Source organism: Gemmata palustris, from assembly GCF_017939745.1.
GTDB lineage: Bacteria > Planctomycetota > Planctomycetia > Gemmatales > Gemmataceae > Gemmata > Gemmata palustris.
This window is the reverse complement of sequence record NZ_JAGKQQ010000001.1, coordinates 1181204-1203254: the sequence shown is the minus strand read 5'-3', so window position 1 is coordinate 1203254 and position 22051 is coordinate 1181204. Positions and strand designations below refer to the sequence as shown.

The window sequence follows — 22051 nt, the reverse complement described above, 5'->3', positions numbered from 1 at the left end:
CGGTCAGCCGCGCCCACTGTTGGCTCACGCGCTCGTGAGGACACGCAGTTCGCGCGGGAGCGGGAAGCTCACGTCTTCTTCGCGAACGACGCGCGGTTCAACGGTCGCGCCGAACTTCGCACAGAGGTAGTTGATGCAGTCCTGGACGTGTTCTTCGGGCGCGCTGGCTCCCGCCGTCACGAGAACGGTGTCGCTCGGGCGGAACCACTCGTCCTTCAGTTCCGAAACGCGGTCGATGAGGTACGCGGGCTTACCGTTGGTGCGCGCGAGTTCCGCCAATCGTTGACTGTTCGAGCTGTTCTGGCTTCCGAGCACCAAAACTGCGTCGGCTTCGCCCACGAGCTTCTTCACCGCGTCCTGGCGGTTTTGAGTCGCATAGCAGATGTCGTCCTTGTTCGGCCCCACGATTTGCGGGTACTTCAGCTTGAGGGCGTCGATAACGACCTTCGCTTCGTCCACGCTCAGGGTGGTCTGCGTGAGGAACGCGAGCTTCGCATCCGCCGGAAGGGTGAGCGCCTCCACGTCGGCCGCGTCTTCGACGAGGACCATGTTCGCGGGGGCTTCGCCCATCGTGCCGATCACCTCGTCGTGCCCCTCGTGGCCGACGAGCACAATCGTGAACCCGTCGCGCGCGAACTTGATCGCTTCCTTGTGAACTTTGGTCACGAGCGGGCACGTCGCATCAATGGCCCGCAGGTTCCGTTCTTCGGAGTGCTTGCGAATCACCGGAGAGATGCCGTGCGCACTGTAGAGCACCGTTCCGCCGAAGGGGACTTCAGAGATATCGTCCACGAACACCACGCCGAGTTTCTGGAACTTCTCGACGATGGGCCGGTTGTGAACGATCTCGTGGTAGACGTACAACGGGCTGCCGTAGTGCCGCAGCGCCGTCTCCAGCGCCTCGATCGCCATGTTCACGCCAGCGCAGAACCCGCGCGGGTTGGCGAGGATGATCTTCATGCGTTACCTCCTGTGAGCGTTGTTATGGTACGCCAACCGTAACACAAGTCGAAGAGCAACCCGAGCCACGAAGGACCTAACCCCCAGCCCCCTTCCCTAAAAAGGAAGGGGGAGAAAAACCAAAAACCGAAGAGCCCCACCACCGATTCCGATTTAAGCCCCTCCCTTTTTAGGGGAGGGGTTGGGGAGAGGTTCTTCGACGCCCCGTCCCCTTCCCTTCAGGGAGGGGGTTGGGGGGTAGGTCGCCTTCGCTCCCTGAAACGCCAAACGCCACCCATTTGGGTGGCGTTGCGTGCGAGGGTTCCCGCAATCTTAACTTACTTGATTTCGACCTTCGGTTCTTCGATGTGCTTCTTCTTGTCCTTTTCGACGATCTTGCCGGTCACGGTCGCGTCCACGTCGGCCTTGCAGCACTTGCCGTGGTACTTCTCGGCGCCACCCTTGTCGTCCAGGTAGTACTTCACGTCCTTGCCGCCTTCCTTCACGATCAGAGCGTGACCGCACTTGTCGGTTTCGCTCAGGGCGCACTTGGTGCAGGTGAGCTTGCCTTCGAGCTTCTTGACGTCCTTCTTGTCTTCGGCCTTCGCGGTGAAGCCGTTCCCGCCGAACCCAACGACAACAGCGAACCCGAGCGTGAGTGCTAACGCGGCGCGCAGCATGAGAGGAACCCTTGTGTTCGGTGATTCCGGCAGCGCTGGCACTCGACGCGAGCGCCACAACCCCACCGGTCGGAGACAATATACCTATCGGTTCGCGCCCGTGCAAGAAGCGACCAAAATCGTCCATCGTCCAGCGGCCGAATGTAACATGGTATTTCGGGTACTGCGAATTCCCCTCCCCCGCCTCGTCTTATTCACAGATAATCGGTTCGCCCCAATCCGGCGGAGGGATTTCATGCGCTGGCTCGCGTGTGTTTTGGTGTTGTCACTCTGTGCGGCGATCCCCGTGTTTGTGCTCGCGGGGGAAGACGTCATCCAGCTCGGGGGACTGGTTCCCCCTCCGTTTCCCGGACCGGGCGGCGACCCGACCAACGACGCGAACTACAAGGCACCCAGGGCGGACGGGGCGGTCGTCGAGTTGCTCGACGAGGGCGTGGACCCACTGCTCCCCGTACTCATTAACGACGGCGGGGGCGAAGCCGGTACCGCCGTGCGCGAGGACCGCGACGTGTTCGCGGGCGTCGAGGCGGTCCGCGTCACGCCGATGCAGAAGTACCGGTCGAACATCCCCGGCTGGAACTTCAAGATCGTCGAAACGCCCAAGAATGCCGGCGAGTTCCGCTACCTCCGGTTCGCGTGGAAAAAGTTTGGGGGCAGCGGGTTGATGATCCAGTTCCACAACCCGGCCACGGGCTGGGGGCACCGGTTCCACGCGGGGAGCAACGTGTACGGCTGGGCGCCCTCGGTTCAACTCGCAGCGAAACCGGCGAAGGAGTGGGAAGTTCACACCCGCGACCTCTTCAAAGAGTTCGGCGCGATCAACATTACGGGCTTCGCGCTCGCGCCCCTCGACGGCACATCGGCCCTTTTCGATCACATGCTCCTCGGGCGCTCGATCGCAGATTTGGACAAAGCCACCGACGCGGCACTCGGCCGAGTGAAACCCGCAAAAGCAATGGAGAACCAAGAGCGCGACACCCACTGGGAAAACCTGATGGGAACGGATCGAGTCAAGGCGGCATCCGCGCAGCGAGCGTTCCTCGCGGCCGCGCCGAACTACGTCGCGTTCATTGACACGCAACTCGGGAAGCTTTCTGTTGATAAAAACGAGCGCGCGCGCATTCGCAAGTTGGTCGAAGAACTGGATGCGGAATCCTTCGATGTGCGGGACGGCGCGACCGACGAGTTGGTGAAACTCGGCGCGCCCGCGACCGAAGCGGTCCGCGCGCTCCTGAACAGTGCCCCCAACGACGAGATTCGGTATCGCACTAGATTGATTCTGCGCAAACTCAACGGCGAGAACGGGCCGGTGAGTCAGTCGGGTCGGCTGGCGCGGGCGGTCCGGGTGCTGGAGCGGGCGAACACGGAGAAGGCGCGCGAACTCCTCGCGCGCGTCGCCGACGGCGAGTTCGGCTTTGATATCGCCCCCGACGCGAAGGCCGCGCTCGCGCGCCTCCCGAAGGCCCGTGAGTGACTACTTGAATTTCGCGAGTTCCTGAACCGGGCGCGGGTCATCCGGTTTGAGTTTCTGCGCGGTGCGAAGACTCTGCTCCGCACCGGTGCGGTCACCCGTCGCCGCGAGCGCCTGTCCCAGTGCGAGGTGCATCTCAAACTCCTCGGGGCGAATGACCAAGCCCTTCCGTAGCGGTTCGATCGCCGCCCTCGGGTCGCCCAAGTGCTTCAGCGATAGCCCCCAGAACAGATACGCTTGTGCGTAATCGGGCTTCAGATCGATCGTCCGTTTCGCCTCTTCGACGACCTCCCGGAACCAACTCGCCGCGTCCGCGGAATTCGGGTTGGGTACCCACTCGCGCTCCGCCTTGTTGAACAACACCAGAGCCAACGTGTAGTGGGCTCTGGGATCGTTCGGATCGAGTTCCACGGCCCGGCGGAGCGCGTCGATGGCCCGATCGTAATCGCGGAGCCGGGCCAAGTTCACGCCGGCGCCCGTGAGTGCCTTACTCGTGGGGGTCCGTTGCGCTTGGGCCAGGTACAACTGCGCGGCCTCTTGGAACCGACCGTCGCGCTCCAAAACCCCCACCCGCCGATCGTCCCCGCGCGCACCGACCTGAAGTGTAACAACCTTGTCGAGATAGGGATCGGGCCACGGCGGGTCGGGGTCCAGCGCGTTCGCTTCGGACTCGTACTGTTTCGCCGCGGCCACGTCCCCGCGGACACGGGCGAGTTGCGACAGGTGAGATCGCGCCTGTTTCCGGCAGCACGGGTTGTTCTGAACAGCGGCGAAACGAACGGCCGCGGTCGCATCGTCGCCGCGCAGCAGGGCCACCGTCCCCAAACCGAAAATCGCGCGCGCTTCGCCGGGCGCCACAGCGAGTTCCTGTTGTAACAGGTCGGCCGCCCGATCGATCTCCCCGTGCTCGAGCAGCGCCTCGGCAAGTGTCAGCACACAGGCGGTGCGATATTTCGGTTGCGCGCGCGCCGCCTCGGACGCGGTCGTCAATAAGGCGATCGCACTCGGGGGATCGCGCTTGAGTGCGATCTGACCCCGCGCGTAGGGCCAGCGCGGGTCTTGGGGATCGAGCCGCGCGGCCACAACGAAGCACTGGTCCGCTTCGCGATCGAACAGGTGGGCCAGGAGGATCGTCCCGTAATCGCCCCAAGCCTCGCCCGAGCGCGGGGTCGCCACGACGCGCGCGCGGGACTTCTCCACGACCGCACTCACTTCCGCGTCGGTGATGCCCGGGGGCAGCGGCGGTTCGGGCGGTGCGTCTTTCGTTCGCCACCAGACGACCGAACCGATGACGAGCGCGACCACGGCGACGGCCCCGCCGCGCTTCCACCGGCGCCCCATGCGCGGCACTTTGGGCGCCAACGGTGCCTTTGATTGCGGCGCGCGGGGCGGGAGTGGTGATGGTGGTGGGGGAGGAAGGTTGGCCCTCATCGCGTCTTACCCTCGCCGCGCTTGAGTGTCAAGAATTGGTTCGCGCCCCCACCGGCGAACTCTTCCGTCTGAAATTTCTCGCCGTCCGGCCAGGTGACGCGCACCCACTCGACCGCGCTCGCCCCCCCGATGCCGAAGTGGAGGACCGGAGAACCGCTGCACAGGTAGCTCTCTGCCGGGTTGACGACGCGCAGGTACTCTTTTCCGCCGGCCCGGACGCGCACCTCGGCCCCGTATGCGTCACGGTTACGGACGGGGTCGAAGGCGCGGACTTTTAACCAGTTCCCGCGGTCGGGCGCGACGTTGCGCAACAGTCGCGCCCGACCGCCGATGGTCGTCACGAACAGGTCCGGCGCGCCGTCGTTGTCGAAATCGGCGCACACCAGTCCCCGGGCCACGTTCCATGAGTCGCAGAACACGCCGTTCTCGCCGGAAGCATCGCTGAACTTTCCGGTCCCGTTGTTGACGAACAACTGGTTCTTTTCCGCGTAGGTTTCCCAGAACCCGAGGCCCGTGTCGCGCCCGGGTCCGCCGCGGTGGACCTTGCCGTTGACGACCGCAATGTCCAGGGCACCGTCGTTATTGAAATCGGCCATCAGTGTCCCGAAGCCGGTCGCGCGCCACCGGGGCGAATTCAGACCCGATTCGAGAGAGCGGTCGCGGAACTGTCCGCGCGCCTCCTGGCACCAGAGGTTGTTCATCTCGGTGCCGAGGTGGGTGACGTACAGGTCCAGTTTGCCGTCGTTGTTGACGTCGCCGAGGGCCACCCCCATGCCCGCGAACGCTTTCCCCGCGATGGTAAGAGCGACCCCGCGCGAGAGCGCCTCATCCGCGAACGTGCCGTTCTTCTGGTTCACCCACAGCCGGTTCGGTTGCCCGTCGTTCGCGACGAAGATGTCCGGCCAACCGTCACCGTCGAAATCCGCGACCGAGACGCCGAGACCGGGTCCGCGCACCGCCCCGATTCCGGACGCGAGGCTCGCGTCTTCAAACTTTCCGCCGGGTTGTCGGAGATTGTGGAAGAGCTTGCTGCCCACGCCACCGAACGAATTGGGACCGCAGAAATCGAGAACCCCTTCCGGGGAGCGGCACTCGACTTTCTTGTCGTAATCGAGGTAGTTCACGACGACGAGATCGAGCCACCCGTCGCGGTCGTAATCGAGAAACGCGGCCGACATGCCCCACGACAGGTTCGCGAGGCCGGAGGCCTCGGTGACGTCCCGGAACTTCGCACCACCGAGATTGATGAAGAGTTTGGTACTGCCGAACTGCGTGAGCAAAACGTCGGGCTTTCCGTCGTTATTAACGTCGCCCACCGCCACGCCGTGATTGTGGCCGGGCACCCCGAGGCCGGAGCCCTCAGTGGCGTCTTGAAATTTCCCCGGCGCGACCTGTCGGTACAGCCGGTTCACCGAACGGGAGCCGGGGCCACCGAAATTCAGGACATAAAGATCGAGGAGGCCGTCACCGTCGCAGTCGAAAACGGCCGCACCCGACCCCATTGATTGGGGCATGAAGTACGTGCCCGTCGGACCGGGATCGTGGGTGAAGTCCAACCCACACGACTCGGTCACGTCTTGAAACCACCCGGGCGGTGGCTTTTCGGGCGCTGTCGGGTGGTCCCCGGAGGGCTTCTGACAAGACGGGACACCAACGACGAGGCACGCCGCGAGCAAACCCACGAGCGGCGCGAGGCGCCTACTCATACCGCACTCCGAAAGAGAGGTGGAGATATGAACCGAGCGCGACGACCGCAGAAAGCACCACTCGCAGGATTTTTGCCTTACTTGCCGACCGATTTCTTATCGAGATCGACGGTGATCGTCTGGCCGGAGTCCTTGGTGACCTCTAACCGAAGAGGTGTTGAATTGATCGAGAAACCGCCGAACTGCTGCTGGAACTCTCTGCTCCGGTCGGCACTCTCCTTTTGCCCACCTTGCCCCGGGTAGACCTGAACAGTCACACCAATCTTATATTTTCCGGGAACCAATTTCGCCGTAAACGATAGATCTTTCAGCGACGCGGTCGCATTTTCACTCTTGCCAGACTCCTTATCTTCCGGCTCGAAAACGAGTGTAACGATATCCGTATCAACCAGCTTCGTCTTCGGGGGCATTGTGATCTTGCCCGAGACGGCAACAGGCGCCGGAGAACCGCAACCCGCAAGGAGCATCAGGGCGAGTGAAAGAGAGGCAGTCACTCTTGAGAGCGAGAGAGTGCGAGGCATTGCGAAACGACTCCGAAAAGTGCGAGGACGGGAACGAACACGTGCCTCCCCTTGGTTGAGGAGGCACGCGAGAGAACTGCCGTATTCTCGAACATCAGAACGGATCAATAGTTATCGGGCAAGCTCTGATTGTCCTTGTAATTGAGCTGGGACGCGGCCGTGGTGTTGGTTCCGCGTTGGCTGAACGGCACGCTGCGGACGCTACCGTCGCAGAAGACGAACAGCGCACCGCTGGTGTGCGTGGAGCCCCACATGTTGCCCTGACCCACGGAAACATTATCCCGTTGGATGTCGAAGAAGCACGTGTTGTTGTTCTTATCGCCGCCGTTGCACCCGCGACCGGTGCCCCCGTACCCGCCGGAGTAGATGAGTTCTTCCCAGTTGCTACCGTGGTCGCGGCGGTACTCGTTCGGATTCAGGTACCCTTCACCCACGTAAATGGTCTGGCTCGTACCCTTCCCCGACGTGACCACAGTCAACGTCAGCCGATTCGGGTCGCCGTTCGAGCGATTGTCGAACGATTCCCAGTTCATCTTGTAGTCGGTGAACGGGCCGTTGTAACCGGGCGCGTTCCCGATGTTGTTCGAGCCGCCCGTCGAGTATCCGCCCCGCGACCGAGCCGGACACAGGTACGTCTTCACCGCAGTGGCGCTCATATTATTCGGAAGGTTCGGCGCGGCCGGCACGGTCGCGGTCCCGTTGAGGAGGGTGTTGACCCCCTTGTACAGGTTGTCTTGCTCGAGCCCCGGCAGGAGGTGGAACCCCCAACAGAGGTAGTCGGTATTAAAGGGCGGTGCGCTGTTGTTGGCCGCGTTAGCTTGGTTCGAGCCGTTGTGCGCGAGCCGCCCTCTCGTGTCGTGGTAGTTGTGCGACGCAAGACCGATTTGCTTCAAATTGTTCGAGCAACTCATGCGAGCGGCCGCTTCGCGCACTTTCTGAACTGCGGGCAAGAGCAGCCCAATCAAGATCGCAATGATCGCGATGACGACGAGCAACTCGATCAGCGTAAACGCACGCTGTGAGCGAGGGAGAGAGAGACGCATAAAAGTGTGTACCTCAAACAAGAACGGAGAAATCGAACGACCATGAAGACGCGAATCGAGCTTGCACGTGAGCAGATTGCTCTTAAAGCAAAGGTGAAAATCGCAATTTTACTTATTCTAGTTTAACACGAAGTTAAAGGCAAGTGAAAGAAACGTGGCGACAGTGAGCGATACACCTGATTATCATAATTTCGTAATATCGTGGCTTCTCATGACATGAAAGTGAGCACGACGAAGGCCAATATAACAGATTACACATTTTCTTGAAGCGATGTTCCTGAAGGTTCGGCTACCACGCGGCAAGACTTTCACTGCATTTAGGCTAGAGTGCCCATTTTTAAAGCACCGGGTCCGAATCGCAACATTGCTTATTCGTGTAAATCCAGGCTGAGAACAGGTTGAAAACCTACCCAGTCACATCCACACTGTCGCAAGTACGGATGTTTCTCCTGTTCGCTTCTCCCTGGTGTCAGATGCCGCTCCTGCTCACGTTTTTAATCTCTTCGTATTACGCACCACCAATTGCCCCTCCCCCGCGTCCGGTCCCTCCCGTCGTCGCCTCCGATCTCGCGGACTGGACCCCCAAGCCAGCCACCGGGCACGCGGCCCCGTGGGAGAAGATGACCGACAAGGACTGGATCGATGCCCGGTTCCGCGAAACGAACACCGGGCCGTTCCTGAACTGCACGATGCGCTACCCGCTCGACAAGCGCCACGAAATGGTCTACAAGGCGACCGTCGTGAAGCTCGGCGGAAAGGCTGACGCAGCCGCAGTTTTCGACCGCAACACCCTCCGAATGAACGCCGCGTGGACCGGTGGGCACCTCAACCACAGTGACCGGCGGTTCGGGCTACTGAATACTCCCACCCCGAAGGGACCGGTGATCTCGGCTTCGACCTCGGCGCCGGGTTGGGCCGACCCGCAGGGGAAATGGGACGCCCGCGTTCCGCGGTTCACCGCGCCGATCGCGCGCGAGTGGGCCCAGTACTGCGGGCTGCACGTTCACGATGACCGCGTGGTCTTCGCGTACACAGCCGGACCGCGTGCGGTCCTCGAGAGCGCAGAGTCGGTGACCGCGGGCGACTACCAGTTTGTGGCCTCGGCCCTCGAAGTCGGCCCCGGCACGACGGAAGCGAAGCGATTTCTCTGTGACCTCGTGGGCGGAAACTCGACCTCCCTTGAGGTGAAGGGGCTTTCGGTCATCATTTCGGGCACCGGCGAGCGAGTACGGCTCGCGTGGGTGCGCCACACGGGTGGAATCGCACTGGACGTCGGCGCGGCCGTCAGTGTCACGGTTGCAGCAAGCCAGAAGCCGTTGCGTTTCACGGTCGGCGTGGCCGATGTTGCGGCGAAGGACGTCGACAAGCTCGTCGCCACGCTCGCGAAATTACCCGGAACGGCCGATCTCGGCACGCTCACGAAAGCCGGATCGAAGCGCTGGGGCGCACCGCTCGTCACGAAGCTCGATCGCGGCAACGAGAGCGGGCCGTTCGCGGTGGACACGCTCACGATCCCCTACAAGAACCGGTTCAACGCACTGTTCTTCTGCACGGGACTCGATTTCCTGCCGGACGGTCGCGTTGCAATGTGTACTTGTCACGGAGACGTGTGGCTCGTCACCGTGGACGAAAAGGCCGGCACCTGCTCCTGGCAGCGGTACGCAACCGGTCTCTACCACTCACTCGGACTGAAAGTGGTGGACGGCAAGGTGATCGTTCTCGAGCGCGGACAGCTCACACGGTTGCACGATTTGAACAACGACGGCGAAGCGGACTTCTACGAGTGCGTGAACAACGACTGGCACTGTAGCGGCGGCGAGCACTCCTACGACACCTGCCTCGAAACCGACCCGCAGGGGAACTTCTACTTCTTCAAGACCGGCGACACCGACACGCCCACGGGCGGCAGTTTGATCAAGGTGAGCAAGGACGGGCGGAAGTCCGAAGTGTTCTGCACCGGGTTTCGGCACCCGATCGGGATGGGCATGTCGCCGACCGGCACCCTGACCGGCGCGGACCAGGAAGGGAACTGGATGCCGGCCACCCGCATCGATCAGTACAAGCAAGGTGGCTTCTACGGCGACATGCGAGCCCACCACCGCACCACCGCGCCGACGACCTACGACCCGCCGCTGTGCTGGCTCCCGCGCGAAGTGGACAACTCCGCGGGCGGGCAGACGTGGGTATCGAAGGACACCTTCGGTCCGCTCGCGGGACTGCCGATTCACTTCTCCTACGGGCGCTGCCGGCCGTTCGTCTTGCTCCGCCAGGAGTTGCCCAACGGTGGTGTTCAAGGCGGGGCCGCGGCGCTGGGCGTACAGTTCCTCTCGGGGGTCTGCCGCGGGCGGTTCGGCCCGGACGGGCACCTCTACGCCTGCGGGCTGAATGGCTGGCAAACTGCGGCGCAAGCGGACGGGTGCCTCCAGCGCGTGCGGTACACCGGCAAACCGCTCGACATCCCGACCGCGCTGGAAGTGAAGGGAAACACCGTTCGTTTGACGTTCAGCCGCGATCTCGATGCAAAGGCCGTCACTCCCAGCGAAAGCTACCGCTGTGCGTGGTGGAACTACCGCTGGAGCGGCGAGTACGGCTCGAAACGATGGAAGGTGTCCGACCCGAACGTGGAGGGGCAAGATGAGGTGCCCGTTCGGAGCGCGAAGTTGCTGCCCGACGGACGCACGCTGGAACTCACCTTCGACGCGCTCAAACCGGTGATGCAGATGCAAGTGGGCTACAACGTGAAGTCCGCCGACGGCAAACCGGTGGCGGGATCGGTATTCCTCACGATTCACAGCATCGGGAAGTGACGGTCCGTCGGAGACGCTTTATTCTCGTCGCAACGCCCGGCGACGAGATCACATCACCCCGCTGCCGGGTTGAGCGTCGCCGCCCACACTGCCAGCGCCACTAGAATCGCAACCGCAACGACAATGAGGGTCCACTTGAGAGCGCGCGGCATCCGCGCCTCGACAGGGGGGCGGCGGGGCGCGGTTCGTTTGATCGCGGGTTGATACCTGGTTACGGCACGGGAAGGGAGAGGCTCGATAACCGCGAACGCATCCTCAAAGGCGGGCGGGCGCGGGGTTTTGTCGGACGGGGCGATCGGTTGCGGTACGGGAGCGGGTTCGGGCGGGATATCGAGGAGCAGTCCCGATCCGGTGGAGGAGCCGCTCGGGGGCGGGAGCGTGCTCCGGGGGGGTACCGTTTCGCCCGAGGGCGTTCCGACACTGACCCGATCTTGAACCGAGACAACGGGCACCGCGGGCGAACCGACCGGATAGAGTGTGTGCGGCTCGATCGCGGCAGCAAACGCGCCGGCCGTGGCGAACCGATCGTCCGGCTTCTTCGCCATCAACCGAGCTACGAGTTCGGCAACCGCCGCCGGAACAGCGGGCCGAATCGCCTGGAGCGGCGTCGGCCGGTTGGTCTGGTGCTGGATCAGCTTTTCGATCGCGTTCCCGGTCGGGAACGGCGGGTGCCCCGTGAGCAGGAAATAGATCGTACACCCGAGCGAGTAGAGGTCGGCCCGGGCGTCCACGAGTTTGGAATTACGGGCCTGTTCGGGGGCCATGTAGTCGGGGGTTCCGACGACCGTGTGGTCGCGCGTGAGGTCGGGCGAAACCATGTCGTCCGGGTCGATCGCGCGGGCCAGCCCGAGGTCGAGAACCTTCACCACCGCCGGCTCGGTCGCTTGCGGCAGGTGGCGCTCGCCGGCCACCACAATGTTGCTCGGCTTGATATCGCGGTGGACTAGGCCGTGTTCGTGGGCGTTCTGTAAGCCCAGCGCGGCCTGGCGCGCGTACTCGCACACTTCCGTTACTTCGAGCGCCCCGTAATCGCGAATCATCCGGGCGAGATCGAGCCCGTCCACGAACTCCATCGCGAGGTAGAACTTGCCATCGACCTCGCCCGCGTCGTCCACGCGCACGATGTTGGGGTGGTCCAGTTTGCCGGTAGCTTGCACCTCGCGCGCGTACCGCCCGCGGACGGTGGGGTTCGTGACCAGCCCCGGGCGAATCACTTTCAGCGCGACCGTGCGGTCCAAACGGGTGTGGCGCGCGCGGAACACCTTCCCCATGCCGCCCTCGCCGATCTTGTCGAGGACGACGTAAGGGCCGACGACGAGGTCCGTGACCCGTCCGCGGAAAATCTTGCCGAGTTGGTACCGGGTCACGAGTTCGTGGTGAACGATGTGCCGCATCCCGCCCTGCAGGTCGGTCCCGAACGCGCTCAGGGCGCGGGACACCGCACGGAGCTGTTCGGGAGTGAACAGCCCGCTGGCCCGCAGAGCTTGGATCAGGTCTTCGGCCGATTCCAATTGCATTCCGATTCGGGCGCCGCCGGTCTCGAATCGAGGGCCGGCGCGAATGCCGGCCGATCCCGTTGCCATCATTGTAGCGCGCGAATGTCCAATTTGGTGCCACAAATCGAGCCCGGCACAACGCCCCTCGAACCGTGACCCGACGCGGACGCAAGTTTCCCAATCGACCGCGACGGACCGTCCCCAAGCTCACATTCGGGGCGCTTGGGGAGTGCCACCCGTCCCGCACGCGCAGAAATTTGCGACCACTTCATTCGCTCGAATCACGCGGAATCTCTTCAATTTGTGGGTGACGTGAACCTGGGCCGAAGGGCAAGTTGTTCCGATTGGAGCGCGAGCCGTAAATAATTCCACAAATGGCGGAATTGGTTCGTCCAAGGTAAGAGCGGATCGGTTATGATCGTTTTTGGGTGGGAGCACCACCCGACAGGAGTAGACCGCTTCCGCCGCACTTCGATTTGATTGTTCTTGGTTCTATTCCTGAGCTAATCCCTCTCGACCCCCAAGACCGCCAAACCGTCACTGCCGCAGAGGAGCCGCGTGCCCGTCCGGGCGCGTCCGGCCGTCCGCTCCCGTCGGCACGAAGCACTCGGCTCCGTGCCCTCCGATTCCGGGCCGCTCGGCCCAGCAAGGTGTGAGACCGTGGGTAAGAAATTGTACGTCGGGAACCTCGGGTACGGTGTGACGGACGAGCAACTGCGCGGGATGTTCGGCCCCTACGGGAGCGTTCAGACGGCCCAGGTCATCATGGACCGGGACACCGGCCGATCGAAGGGGTTCGGGTTCGTCGAGATGAACTCCGACCAGGAGGCCCAAGCCGCCATTGCCGGGATGAACGGGCAAATGAGCGAGGGCCGCGCGCTGACGGTGAACGAGGCCAAGCCGAAGGAAGCGCGGTCCGGGGGCTCGGGCGGTGGCGGCCGGGGCGGATCGGGCGGCCGTTACTGATCCGCAGTGGCTGTGAAGGCATTTGCCCCAGAACTTGTTTTTGGGGCTTCGCCTCTCTGCCAAGTGAACTGAGTTCCTGGCCGCCGATGAATTCCCAGCGCGGAACTCGGCGGCAACAACTCCGATCGACGTGCCACCTAACGAAGTTAAGAAATAGCCCGCCCGTAATCGCCTCGTGCTCACCGCTTCAGCACGGGTTTCGGGGTCAGGTACAGGTCCGCTTCGGCCATTCCGATCAGCACCCCGATCGTTTCGCACCTCACGTACACCGACACGAGCGGGCGCTTGGGCGTGCCGTTCGCGTGGGCCTCGGGCTTGTGCTTCAGTGCGTTGCGGAACAGCCCGGCCGGGAGGTCGATGGTGGCTTCGTCAAAGTCGAAGACCTTGGGCACCGTGACCTCGTAGTAGCCGTACTTCTCGGCGAGTTCATTGGCGGCTTTCCAGCTCGCCGCGTCGGGCCTCTCGGCGCCCGGGTCGACCTTCTTGGCCCGGTACGCGGCCACCTCTTCGTCGTACTGCTCCTTCAGGGTTTTCTTCTGCGCGTCGACCTTGTCGCCGGCCCACTGCCACTCGGCGCGCAGTTGGTCCGGCACTTGCGGGCACGTGTGGCTGACCACGCGGACCGTGACTTGCACGCCCGGCGGGGTGTTCTTACCCACGCGGAAGATCGAGCACGTGAGCTTCGCCGGTACGACGTCGCCGGGCGCCGACTTCACGCCCTGCGGGAGCGTGTCGAAGCCCCAGACGGCGCGCTCGGTCGAATTGGGGTGGCCGGAGATGTACTTGCGCACGTTGCCCGCTCGCCCGACGTCGGTTCCCGTGAAGGCGGCCGCGCGGCTTTGGAACTGGAGCGCCCCGAGGAGGCGCTCTTCCGCGGGCTTCTTCGGCGCCGGGAGCGATTCGTCCGCGCGAGCGCCCGGGGCCGCCGACACGAGCGCGATCAGCGCCGCCAGAAACAGATTCGGGCCGATGAACGCGCTCACAGACGTGCCCCGCACGGGGTGCTTTTACTGAGACAGATTCATTACGCGGTGAGGTGGCGAAGGGTTCGTGCGATGTGCCGATCGGGGCGCCGGGAGAGGTCGGCGGTTTCGGATCAGTGCTATTTGCGGGTGACGGTTTCGACGGTGGTGACGTGCAGGAACCGGGGCGGCGGCGCACCATTACCTCCCAGGCCTACGGTGTACGACACGAAGCACTCCCAGCGGCGCACGAACCAGACCGTGGTTTGTCCGTCGACGGTCGCGGTGGTGATTTTGGTCGAGCGCAACTCTTTCGCCATAGCGATGTCGTTGCGTATGGCGAACGGCAGCGTGATGAGAACCTGGGCGTCGGTGGGCGGTTCGACGTCCACCACCGCCGGCCCCCCGACCCCGATCGCCACGGCTGCAAACAATCCGATCATCGGCCCGGCCCTCGTGAATCGCGCTGCACCGGACGGGACCATAGCCGCCGGGGGCGGTGCCGTCAATCACGCGACAGAGGGGCACGTTTGGTCCCTGGCGTGGCGCGCCGGTCGGTGGCTGTGGGGGCTGTCGTATTGCGGTCGCGGGTTGTTTTTGGGGTGCGGCCCCCTGCTTGTTCCCAGGGCGCGCTCGCTGCGCGATCGACCCTGGGCTGAGGAGTCTAACCCCTTGGGGGTACCGGCACGGGTTCACCCGCGGCTCGGGAGCAACGGGCGAACCACCAACGCGCTGCGCGGTCAGTCCGCGATTTTGCAGTTTGGTAGCGCCGACTGGAGGTCTCTGATCCCCGTGGCCGTTATCCTGGGGGTGCTGCGCAGATTGAGCGTGGTAAGGTTTTTGAGCGCGGCCAGTTCCTTGGTTCCCGCGTCCGTTACCTGGGTGGAGCACAGGTCGAGCGCTTTGAGGCTCTTGAGTGCGGTAAGATCCTCGAGTCCCGCGTCCGTTATTCCCGCGCCGCTCAGATGGAGTGTGGCGAGGTTCTCGAGCACGGCGAGTTCTTTGATTCCCGCGCCCGTGACCCCTGTGCCCGCCAGTAAGAGCGTCTTGAGGTTCTGGAGTGGGGCGAGTTCCTTGAGCCCCGAGTTCGTCACCCCCGTGAAACGCAAATCGAGTTCCTTGAGGTTCTGGAGTGGAGCCAGTTCCTTGAGCCCCGCATTCGTTACTTTCGTCAAGCTTAAATCCAGCGCGGTGAGGTTCTGGAGTGGGGCCAGTTCCTTGAGTTCTGCAGCCGTATCCCCCCGGAACCTCAGTTTGAGTTCCTTCAGGTTCTTGAGCGCGACAAGTTCCTTGATTCCAGCAGCCTTGGCCCCTTTGACTGTCAGTTTGAGTTCCTTCAGGTTCTGGGCTACGGCCAGTTCCTTGAGCCCCGCCGCGGTCATTTCCGTGCGACCCAAGTCGAGCGCTTTGAGGCTCCGGAGCGCGGCGAGTTCCTTGATTCCCTCGTCCGTGATCTCCCAGCAGTCTAGCCTGAGCGTGGTGAGGCTTTTAAGCGCGGCCAACTCTTTGATCCCCGCGCCCGTTATCGCGGCGGCGCGCAGGTCGAGTGTGGTGAGGTTCTGGAACGCGGCTATCTCTTTGAGCCCCGTGTCCGTTACCCGGCAAAACAGGTTGAGTTTGGTAATGCTCTTGAGCCCGGCCAGTACCTTGAGATCCGCGTCCGTTACTTTCGTGTGGAGGAGAATAAGCTCTGTAACCGGTTTACCGGGCGCGTTCTCGTCGCGGACTGCTACCCCGCCGAGCTTCTTGACGAACGCGACGGCCTTGTCTTCGGCGTTGTCGGCGCGTGCCGAAGTGCCGAGCCACAGGGCCGATGCGGTCAGAACGAGGGCCGAGATCCTGAACATCGTTGCTCCCAGTTGCTGACGCGCGAGCAAACACCCCGAGCCCAACTCCCAACAGGGTAAGCGATCGGACGTAGCACTCAGGCGAGAATTCGGCCTCGGACGCGCCGGGCGATGCCCAGTGCGCCCAACCCGATGCCGGCGATGGCCAGCGTGGTCGGTTCCGGGGTCGCGGTCGGCAACGCGGACAGCACGAGCGTCCCGTTCGGGCTGGTGCCCATCCCGCCGCCCTCGCCCCGCAGGGTATACACGTTCCCGCCGAGCGTGACCCAGTCCCAACTGGACGGCTTGCCGAACTCCGAGCTCTCGTGAATCCAGTCCCAGTCCCAGGTCGGGTTCCCGTTCTCGTCTTCGCCGGTCCCCTTCTTGTCCCACTGCGATGCGTACCACCCGCTGTATCCCAGCACTGCGGACTCGCCCGACGCGGTGTCCTTCAGCGTCAGCCGGACCGCGAAGTTGTACGTGATGAGCCCGCTCGCGTCGGCGTCGCGGGGCGGGCCGGGGTACGCGGTCGTCGTGAACAGGGAGCGATCGACGTACTCACCGGCCTCGGACGTGACCGTTCCGGTTTGGTTGGTCCACTGCAAGAGGAAGTCGTTCCCGTAGTCGCGGGAGTATTCGACCTCCGCGGTGTACGACCACTGGATCGGCCCGGCGGTCGCGGTGCCGGCACCGGCGCCGAGGACTATCAGGTTGGCAAACAACAAAGCGCGCTTCATAGCAGCTCCGAACGAGGCTTGGGGTGGGGAGCGTAACGGAGCGGCAAAAAAGAAGCAAGGCGTGATAAGAATCTCTGACGCAGCAAAGCGTTCGCTCATTTCCGGCCCGTGAGCAGGTCCACGACCCAGCACCCGCGGACGTGTTCGCCCGGGTGCCGGCAGTGGGTCAGGACGTCGTCGTTGTCGCACCCGGCGTCCTGGAGCGCGTCGGCTAGGATCGGGAGCCGGTCGAAGGCGCGGTCCCTGTAGGCGCCCTCGGCGAGCGCGACCACCGTGGACGTGAGCCACGAAGGGTCAACAGTCACGGCGCGGAACGGGTTCCCGATGACGTCGCGCAGCAGTTCGGCTTGCCGGGCCTCTTCCCGGGCCATTCGCTCCGGGGCGTCGGGCCGCTTTTCCCGCGCGCCCGTTTCGCGGTTGAGGGTCGCGACGGCGTGGCACGCGTACCGGAGCCCGGTCGCGATCACGCGGTGGTAATCCCGGCGCAGGTACGAGCATGTGGCGGCAATGGCGGCGTTCACCTGAAGGAACTCCCGGCCGCTCCCGGAATCGTTGTGAGAGATCAGCGCGAAGTACATCCGGTCCCATTCGCTGTCGCTGGCCGCGCCGTCCGCGTAGCGCTCCGCGAGTTCGAGGGCGGGGCGGGTCAGTTGGTCCGAGAGTAGGGACCAGATCCGTCGGCAGCACCCGCAGGTGAAGAGGCGCAATTTGCGCTCGCTCATCGTGCGCCAGACGGTCTTGAACATCGGGCTCAGGTCGGCGCACGCGAGCCATTCCGCTTCGGTCATCGCGCGCCCTCCGAATCGGTGTGGTCAACTTACTTCGTGGCGCCGGTGTGCGCGTCCAGGCGCGGCGCGGTGGAGCCCGGGCGCCGGCCGTGATTGCGGATTACCTTGCCGACCCATACGAGATAGCCGAACACGAGCACCAAGTAGAGGTGTGTGTGGTCGGAAAAGACAATCGACTTGCTACCCCCACCCGACTCGCGCTCGTTCCCGCGCTTCCACTTGCTTTGAATCGTTCGGCTCTCGCTGGTTTGCGAAATCTCGAACTGGTAGCTCCGTCCGTTGGTGCCCGTCCCGTTCCCTTCAAATCGACCGTCCGGTAAGTGCGCGAGCTGCAGTTCGTGGAGGTCGAACTCGCTCCGCAGGTGGGCTTCCAGTTCCTCGAACGAGAGCGGGCGCTGGATGCCGTGGTACCGGTCCCACTCGGTAACGCCGACCGCGAACGCCAGCAGGAGGGTGGGTAGGGCCAGCTTCAGCAGCATGGGCGCGCCTCGGACTGATGTTGTGGGTGGTGCGCGGCCTCTTCCGGTGGAGGCGAAAAGGGTATTTGGGAACGACGCGCACGTTTTCCGCTCCCGGCATTTGGACCGGATCTGGTTCGCAGTCCGGCACCGGATCAACGGTCCTATGGGCGCGACCAAACCTAAAGATGCTCGCCCAATACTAGCTCCGAGGACACGCGGGCGTTACAACGAATTTGCCCCCGGCCATTGTGCGGGTCGAGCACAACGGTTCCCATTCGCGAACGGTTCACCATGCCAACACCGCAGGCCTTGATTCTCCGAGCACCCGGCACCAATTGCGATCACGAAGTGCAGACCGCGTTCGAGATGGTCGGCGGGCGCGGCACGCGCCTGCACCTGAACGCGCTCCGCGAAAACCCGAAGCAGCTCCGCGACTACCAGATACTCGTTCTCCCCGGCGGCTTCTCCTACGGCGACGACGTGGGGGCCGGCAAAGTTCAGGCCCTTTACATGCAGCACTTCCTCGCGGACGCGATGCGGAAGTTCCGCGACCAGGAGAAACTGATTCTTGGTATTTGCAACGGCTTCCAGGTGATGCTGAAAGCGGGACTACTCATGCCCCCGGATGAGGACGGCCCGCTCGCGACGCTCACGAACAACGACAGCGGCCATTACGAGGACCGCTGGATTCACCTGCAAGCCACGCCCGGGAAGTGCCCCTTCCTTAAAGGCATCGACCGCGTGGCCATGCCGGTCGGCCACGGTGAGGGCAAGTTCGTGTGCCGAAAAGAGTGGATCGCAAAGGGTTTGGAACAGGCCGGACAGGTGGCCCTGCGCTACGTGGATACGAACGGTGCTCGCGGTGGCTACCCCACCAACCCGAACGGCGCACAGGACGACATTGCGGGCATCTGCGACGCGACCGGGCGCGCGCTGGGGCTCATGCCGCACCCGGACCGGCACCTGTTCCCGACCCAGCACCCGCAATGGACGCGCCACGGGCTGAAATCCGAGGGCGACGGGCTGCAACTTTTCCGGAACGCGGTGGAGTTCTTCAAAGAGTGAAGCGGACCCGCGGGTATCGCGGGTTCGTTTCGCGCCACCGGTTTCGGACAAGCGCTGCATTTGCCTGAACGGGAAGCCGGTGGCGCAGAAACAGAATCACATCACGCCGGCAGTGCCCCGCGCAACACGAAGATCACCGACACCGCGTTGAACATCGCGTGAACGAGTACGGGCACGAGGAGCCCGTTGGTGCGCACCGCGAGCCAACCCAACCCGAGCCCCAACACGAACAGCGGAATCGGATTCGGCCAGGTGGAGTGCATCAGCGCGAAGAACGCGGCCGTCGCGTACACCGCTCGCGCCCGGCGCGCGCCGGTTCGCGTGAACTGCCACAGCAGGCCCAACCCCGCGGCCAGCACGCACGCCCAGACCACCGGCTGCCATTTCCCGCTCTGTGCCGCGAGCGCTGCGGCCACGAACATAATGATCCACGGGCGTAAACTCGTGACCTGTGACACGCCCGCACCGGGAAACTTCATGCGCCCCACGCACCACCAGAGCATGACGCCGCGAACTATGATCTCTTCGCACAACGGAGCGCCCACACACGCCTGCAACACGAGCAGAACTTGATCGCGTAGGGGGCGCCCTCCGAGCTTCGCGAGCGAGTGTTCCTCGGGGGGCAGACCGAGGTTCTGCGAGACCGTGTTCACGACCGCGTGCAGTAGCAGCACGACCGGAGTGAGGGTGCTCCAGGCGAGGACTGCGAGAGCAACTTTCCCAGCGACGCTCCCGTTCGCCCGCGGCCGCCACGTCGGGTAAAGGGAGTGGCGCGTCAGCACGAGCACACCGAGCTGAAGCGGCAGCGCGAGCACACCCGCCCACAGCATCCGCAGCGTGGCGGCTTCCGCCTTGAACTCGGGATCAATGTCCTTCGCTCCCAGTGGCGGGAATTCGGCACCGTAGACGAGTTGATAGAACCCGCTCTCGTTCAATACTTGAAACAGCACGGGCGGTACGACGAACAAAACCACGAGGACCGCGACCGTCACCTCGAAACCGCTCCACGGCACCGGAAACGGCTTCCACCGCGGGAGGAGCGGTTCGCCCCCGGGCCGCAGCGCGCGAGCCACTAACCCGGCCGGTAGCGCAACTGCCGCGACGAGTGCCCCCGCCGTCGCCATGCGTGCGACTTCTGGATCAATGGTCACGGTTGTCCCGTCCTCGCTCACTGAGTTTGGTGTCGGCGCGTGGGGCTTAAAATAACCGTCCCCGCGCCGACCGAACAGAGACCCCGGCACGAGTGACCCGCGGCCACCGGACGCGCCGCAAAATAATTTGAATCGCTCCGCACTTCGTGGACACTTCTCTGTTGAACCGGAAATGATCGGGGTGTTTGCATGCGCGGACTCTTGGAGCGATTGCTCGCCCGGCACCGTCGGGCCGCGGATCAGGGTGTGACCGACGCCGAGTTGCTCCGTCGGTTCGTCCGCGACCGCGACGAGGCGGCGTTCGAGTTACTCGTTTGGCGCCACGGCGGGATGGTTCTCGGATTGTGCCGGCGCACGATCCGCGACGAACAACTCGCCGAGGATGCGTTCCAAGCGGTGTTTCTCGTACTGGCACGAAAAGCCGGGGGCGTTCGCGGGAACCTCGGTGGTTGGCTGTTCAAAGTCGCGCGCCGGGTTTCGGCCCGGGTTGCTTCGCGGCGCGGGCCGGTCCTTCCCGTAACGGAAACGGCCGCGGAACCGAATCCCGATCCCGTCGAGCGCCAGGAACTCACAAACCTCCTCGACGCAGAGGTTGCCCGGCTCCCAGAGCGCCTCCGCAAGCCCGTCGTGCTCTGCTACCTCGGCGGACACTCCACCGAGGACGTGGCCCGCGAACTCGGGTGCCCGCGCGGTACGGTCTTGTCGCGCCTCGCAACCGCGCGGACGCGACTGGCCGAGCGCCTCGCGCGCCACGGGGTCGCCTTACCCGCAACGATCTCGGTCGCGGGCGTCGGTCTTACCGGTCGCATCGTTTCCTCGGCCACTACCACCGCGCGCCGATTTCGACTCGGTTCGCACACCCCTGGTCCTGCCACTAACCTCGCCGAAGGAGTCATTCAAACCATGAATCGTGGTACTCTACTCACCGCGTTCAGCGGAACCCTGCTTGCCGTGGCACTCGCTTCGGGGATCGGTTGGGTCGCGGCCCAGCAAGGCACAAGGACCGAACCCGTAGGAGACGGTGCTGCACCCGTCGCCAACGCGAACTCGGAACCGGCCCACACAACTCCCAAGCCGCCGGAACCGGGAGCACTCGATGAAGATAAGAAGATTCGCGACGAACGGGTGAAAAAGCTGGAATCGCAGGCTCGTGAATTGAAAGAACAAGTCAGGGCGCTGGAAAATCGCATCGAACAGTTCGCGGAAGTGATCGATAAGCACACAGCTCAGCGTACCGTCGGTCAAAAACAGTTCGACGATATCGAGACTGAACATCAAAAATTGAGTCGCGAAATTCTCAAAATGGAAGCAGAATTTGCAGTCCTCAAAAGGCGTGCGGAGAAACCCGCACCCGAACCCGACGCCGCTTTGATTCAGCAGGAAATTAACCTCGACGCGCGGGTCAAGGATTTGTCAACGGAACTCCGGTCTGCTCAGAAAGAGTTGAGAACGGCCGTTGAGCTGGGCATCGGTGAAACGACGCCCGCGATCCAAAAACAAAAAGAGAAGCTCGCCGAACTCGAAAAGCGCAGTGCGGCCCTTCAGGGCGTCGTTCGGGCCGAGATTGTTGCGCGTCTCAAAGCCGAGGCCCTCCAAACACTGCGCGAGCGGGCTGCGAAATTGTCGATAGAACTCGAAATTCAAAAGGAAATCCTTGGGGCACTGAAATCGAAACGCGACGCCGTATCGAAAGCACTCGACGAAACATTTGCCGGTGCGCGTGACATTGTCGCTATGCGAAGGGCATGTGAGACAGATTGTGTCGAATTGCGCGACGCACTCGGAAAGGTGCAAGCCGAGATCACACGATTGAATCTTCAGCGCGAAGGAATTGCCGCACCGCGGGTGGACGGAGCCGAAGCCAAACTTGACCTACTGATTCGCGAAGTTGCTGAACTGCGTAAAGAAGTTCGTGAGTTGAAGAGCAAGAAATGAAAAAATGGTCGGGCCGGTAAGTTTTCGGGGACGCTGCCAACCCCTCAACCTACCGGCCCAACACAG

19 protein-coding genes are annotated in these 22051 nt (G+C 63.4%); 5 read left to right on the top strand and 14 right to left on the bottom strand.

Annotated elements, in window-relative coordinates:
* Positions 1-24 precede the first annotated feature (24 nt).
* On the bottom strand, positions 25-960 hold the full coding sequence (ispH, locus tag J8F10_RS04840) for a 4-hydroxy-3-methylbut-2-enyl diphosphate reductase (RefSeq protein ID WP_210652731.1): 936 nt from the start codon (positions 958-960) through the stop codon (positions 25-27).
* A 317-nt stretch (positions 961-1277) separates the two neighbouring features.
* Positions 1278-1619 (bottom strand): DUF6370 family protein, encoded by a 342-nt coding sequence (locus J8F10_RS04835; protein WP_210652730.1) that lies wholly within the window; start codon positions 1617-1619, stop codon positions 1278-1280.
* A gap of 235 nt (positions 1620-1854) precedes the next feature.
* Here J8F10_RS04835 and J8F10_RS04830 point away from each other — a divergent pair, with 235 nt between their 5' ends.
* Positions 1855-3093, top strand: coding sequence for a hypothetical protein (locus tag J8F10_RS04830; protein ID WP_210652729.1), 1239 nt, complete (start codon positions 1855-1857; stop codon positions 3091-3093).
* On the opposite strand, the gene J8F10_RS04825 is transcribed toward J8F10_RS04830, so the two are convergent.
* The 4 genes from J8F10_RS04825 to J8F10_RS04810 form a co-directional block, all read right to left on the bottom strand.
* Positions 3094-4452, bottom strand: coding sequence for a tetratricopeptide repeat protein (locus J8F10_RS04825; protein ID WP_210652728.1), 1359 nt, complete (start codon positions 4450-4452; stop codon positions 3094-3096).
* A 65-nt stretch (positions 4453-4517) separates the two neighbouring features.
* Positions 4518-6227: a CRTAC1 family protein gene (locus J8F10_RS04820; RefSeq protein WP_210652727.1), complete on the bottom strand. Its 1710-nt coding sequence runs from the start codon at positions 6225-6227 to the stop codon at positions 4518-4520.
* Between the two features lie 77 nt (positions 6228-6304).
* Positions 6305-6748: a hypothetical protein gene (locus J8F10_RS04815; RefSeq protein WP_210652726.1), complete on the bottom strand. Its 444-nt coding sequence runs from the start codon at positions 6746-6748 to the stop codon at positions 6305-6307.
* Between the two features lie 104 nt (positions 6749-6852).
* Positions 6853-7791 (bottom strand): DUF1559 family PulG-like putative transporter, encoded by a 939-nt coding sequence (locus tag J8F10_RS04810; RefSeq protein WP_210652725.1) that lies wholly within the window; start codon positions 7789-7791, stop codon positions 6853-6855.
* Positions 7792-8231: 440 nt separating this feature from the next.
* On the opposite strand from J8F10_RS04810, the gene J8F10_RS04805 reads away from it, so the two are divergent.
* A complete protein-coding gene (locus J8F10_RS04805; protein WP_210652724.1) occupies positions 8232-10598 on the top strand; it encodes a DUF6797 domain-containing protein in 2367 nt (788 codons plus the stop codon).
* A gap of 53 nt (positions 10599-10651) precedes the next feature.
* On the opposite strand, the gene J8F10_RS04800 is transcribed toward J8F10_RS04805, so the two are convergent.
* The gene (locus J8F10_RS04800) at positions 10652-12115 is read right to left on the bottom strand and encodes a serine/threonine-protein kinase (RefSeq protein ID WP_210652723.1); all 1464 of its coding nucleotides are present in this window, start codon (positions 12113-12115) and stop codon (positions 10652-10654) included.
* Positions 12116-12754: 639 nt separating this feature from the next.
* Here J8F10_RS04800 and J8F10_RS04795 point away from each other — a divergent pair.
* Positions 12755-13060 (top strand): RNA recognition motif domain-containing protein, encoded by a 306-nt coding sequence (locus J8F10_RS04795; RefSeq protein WP_210652722.1) that lies wholly within the window; start codon positions 12755-12757, stop codon positions 13058-13060.
* 179 nt (positions 13061-13239) lie between these two features.
* Here J8F10_RS04795 and J8F10_RS04790 read toward each other — a convergent pair whose 3' ends face one another.
* The 6 genes from J8F10_RS04790 to J8F10_RS04765 form a co-directional block, all read right to left on the bottom strand.
* Positions 13240-14043 (bottom strand): hypothetical protein, encoded by an 804-nt coding sequence (locus J8F10_RS04790; RefSeq protein WP_210652721.1) that lies wholly within the window; start codon positions 14041-14043, stop codon positions 13240-13242.
* A gap of 119 nt (positions 14044-14162) precedes the next feature.
* The gene (locus J8F10_RS04785) at positions 14163-14465 is read right to left on the bottom strand and encodes a hypothetical protein (protein ID WP_210652720.1); all 303 of its coding nucleotides are present in this window, start codon (positions 14463-14465) and stop codon (positions 14163-14165) included.
* Between the two features lie 297 nt (positions 14466-14762).
* Complete coding sequence (locus tag J8F10_RS04780) at positions 14763-15869, bottom strand: leucine-rich repeat domain-containing protein (RefSeq protein WP_210652719.1); 1107 nt, start codon at positions 15867-15869, stop codon at positions 14763-14765.
* Positions 15870-15946: 77 nt separating this feature from the next.
* Positions 15947-16585, bottom strand: a complete 639-nt coding sequence (locus tag J8F10_RS04775) for a PEP-CTERM sorting domain-containing protein (RefSeq protein WP_210652718.1) — start codon at positions 16583-16585, stop codon at positions 15947-15949.
* A 95-nt stretch (positions 16586-16680) separates the two neighbouring features.
* The gene (locus tag J8F10_RS38425; protein ID WP_246522921.1) at positions 16681-17373 is read right to left on the bottom strand and encodes a hypothetical protein; all 693 of its coding nucleotides are present in this window, start codon (positions 17371-17373) and stop codon (positions 16681-16683) included.
* 29 nt (positions 17374-17402) lie between these two features.
* On the bottom strand, positions 17403-17852 hold the full coding sequence (locus J8F10_RS04765) for a hypothetical protein (RefSeq protein ID WP_210652717.1): 450 nt from the start codon (positions 17850-17852) through the stop codon (positions 17403-17405).
* 273 nt (positions 17853-18125) lie between these two features.
* On the opposite strand from J8F10_RS04765, the gene purQ reads away from it, so the two are divergent.
* Positions 18126-18899: a phosphoribosylformylglycinamidine synthase I gene (purQ, locus tag J8F10_RS04760; protein WP_210652716.1), complete on the top strand. Its 774-nt coding sequence runs from the start codon at positions 18126-18128 to the stop codon at positions 18897-18899.
* Between the two features lie 101 nt (positions 18900-19000).
* Here the strand turns inward: purQ and J8F10_RS04755 are convergent, their stop codons facing one another.
* Positions 19001-20050 (bottom strand): CPBP family intramembrane glutamic endopeptidase, encoded by a 1050-nt coding sequence (locus J8F10_RS04755; protein WP_210652715.1) that lies wholly within the window; start codon positions 20048-20050, stop codon positions 19001-19003.
* Positions 20051-20239: 189 nt separating this feature from the next.
* On the opposite strand from J8F10_RS04755, the gene J8F10_RS04750 reads away from it, so the two are divergent.
* Positions 20240-21985 carry a sigma-70 family RNA polymerase sigma factor gene (locus tag J8F10_RS04750; protein WP_210652714.1) on the top strand — a complete coding sequence of 582 codons (1746 nt, stop codon included), beginning with the start codon at positions 20240-20242 and terminating at the stop codon, positions 21983-21985.
* Positions 21986-22051: the final 66 nt, after the last annotated feature.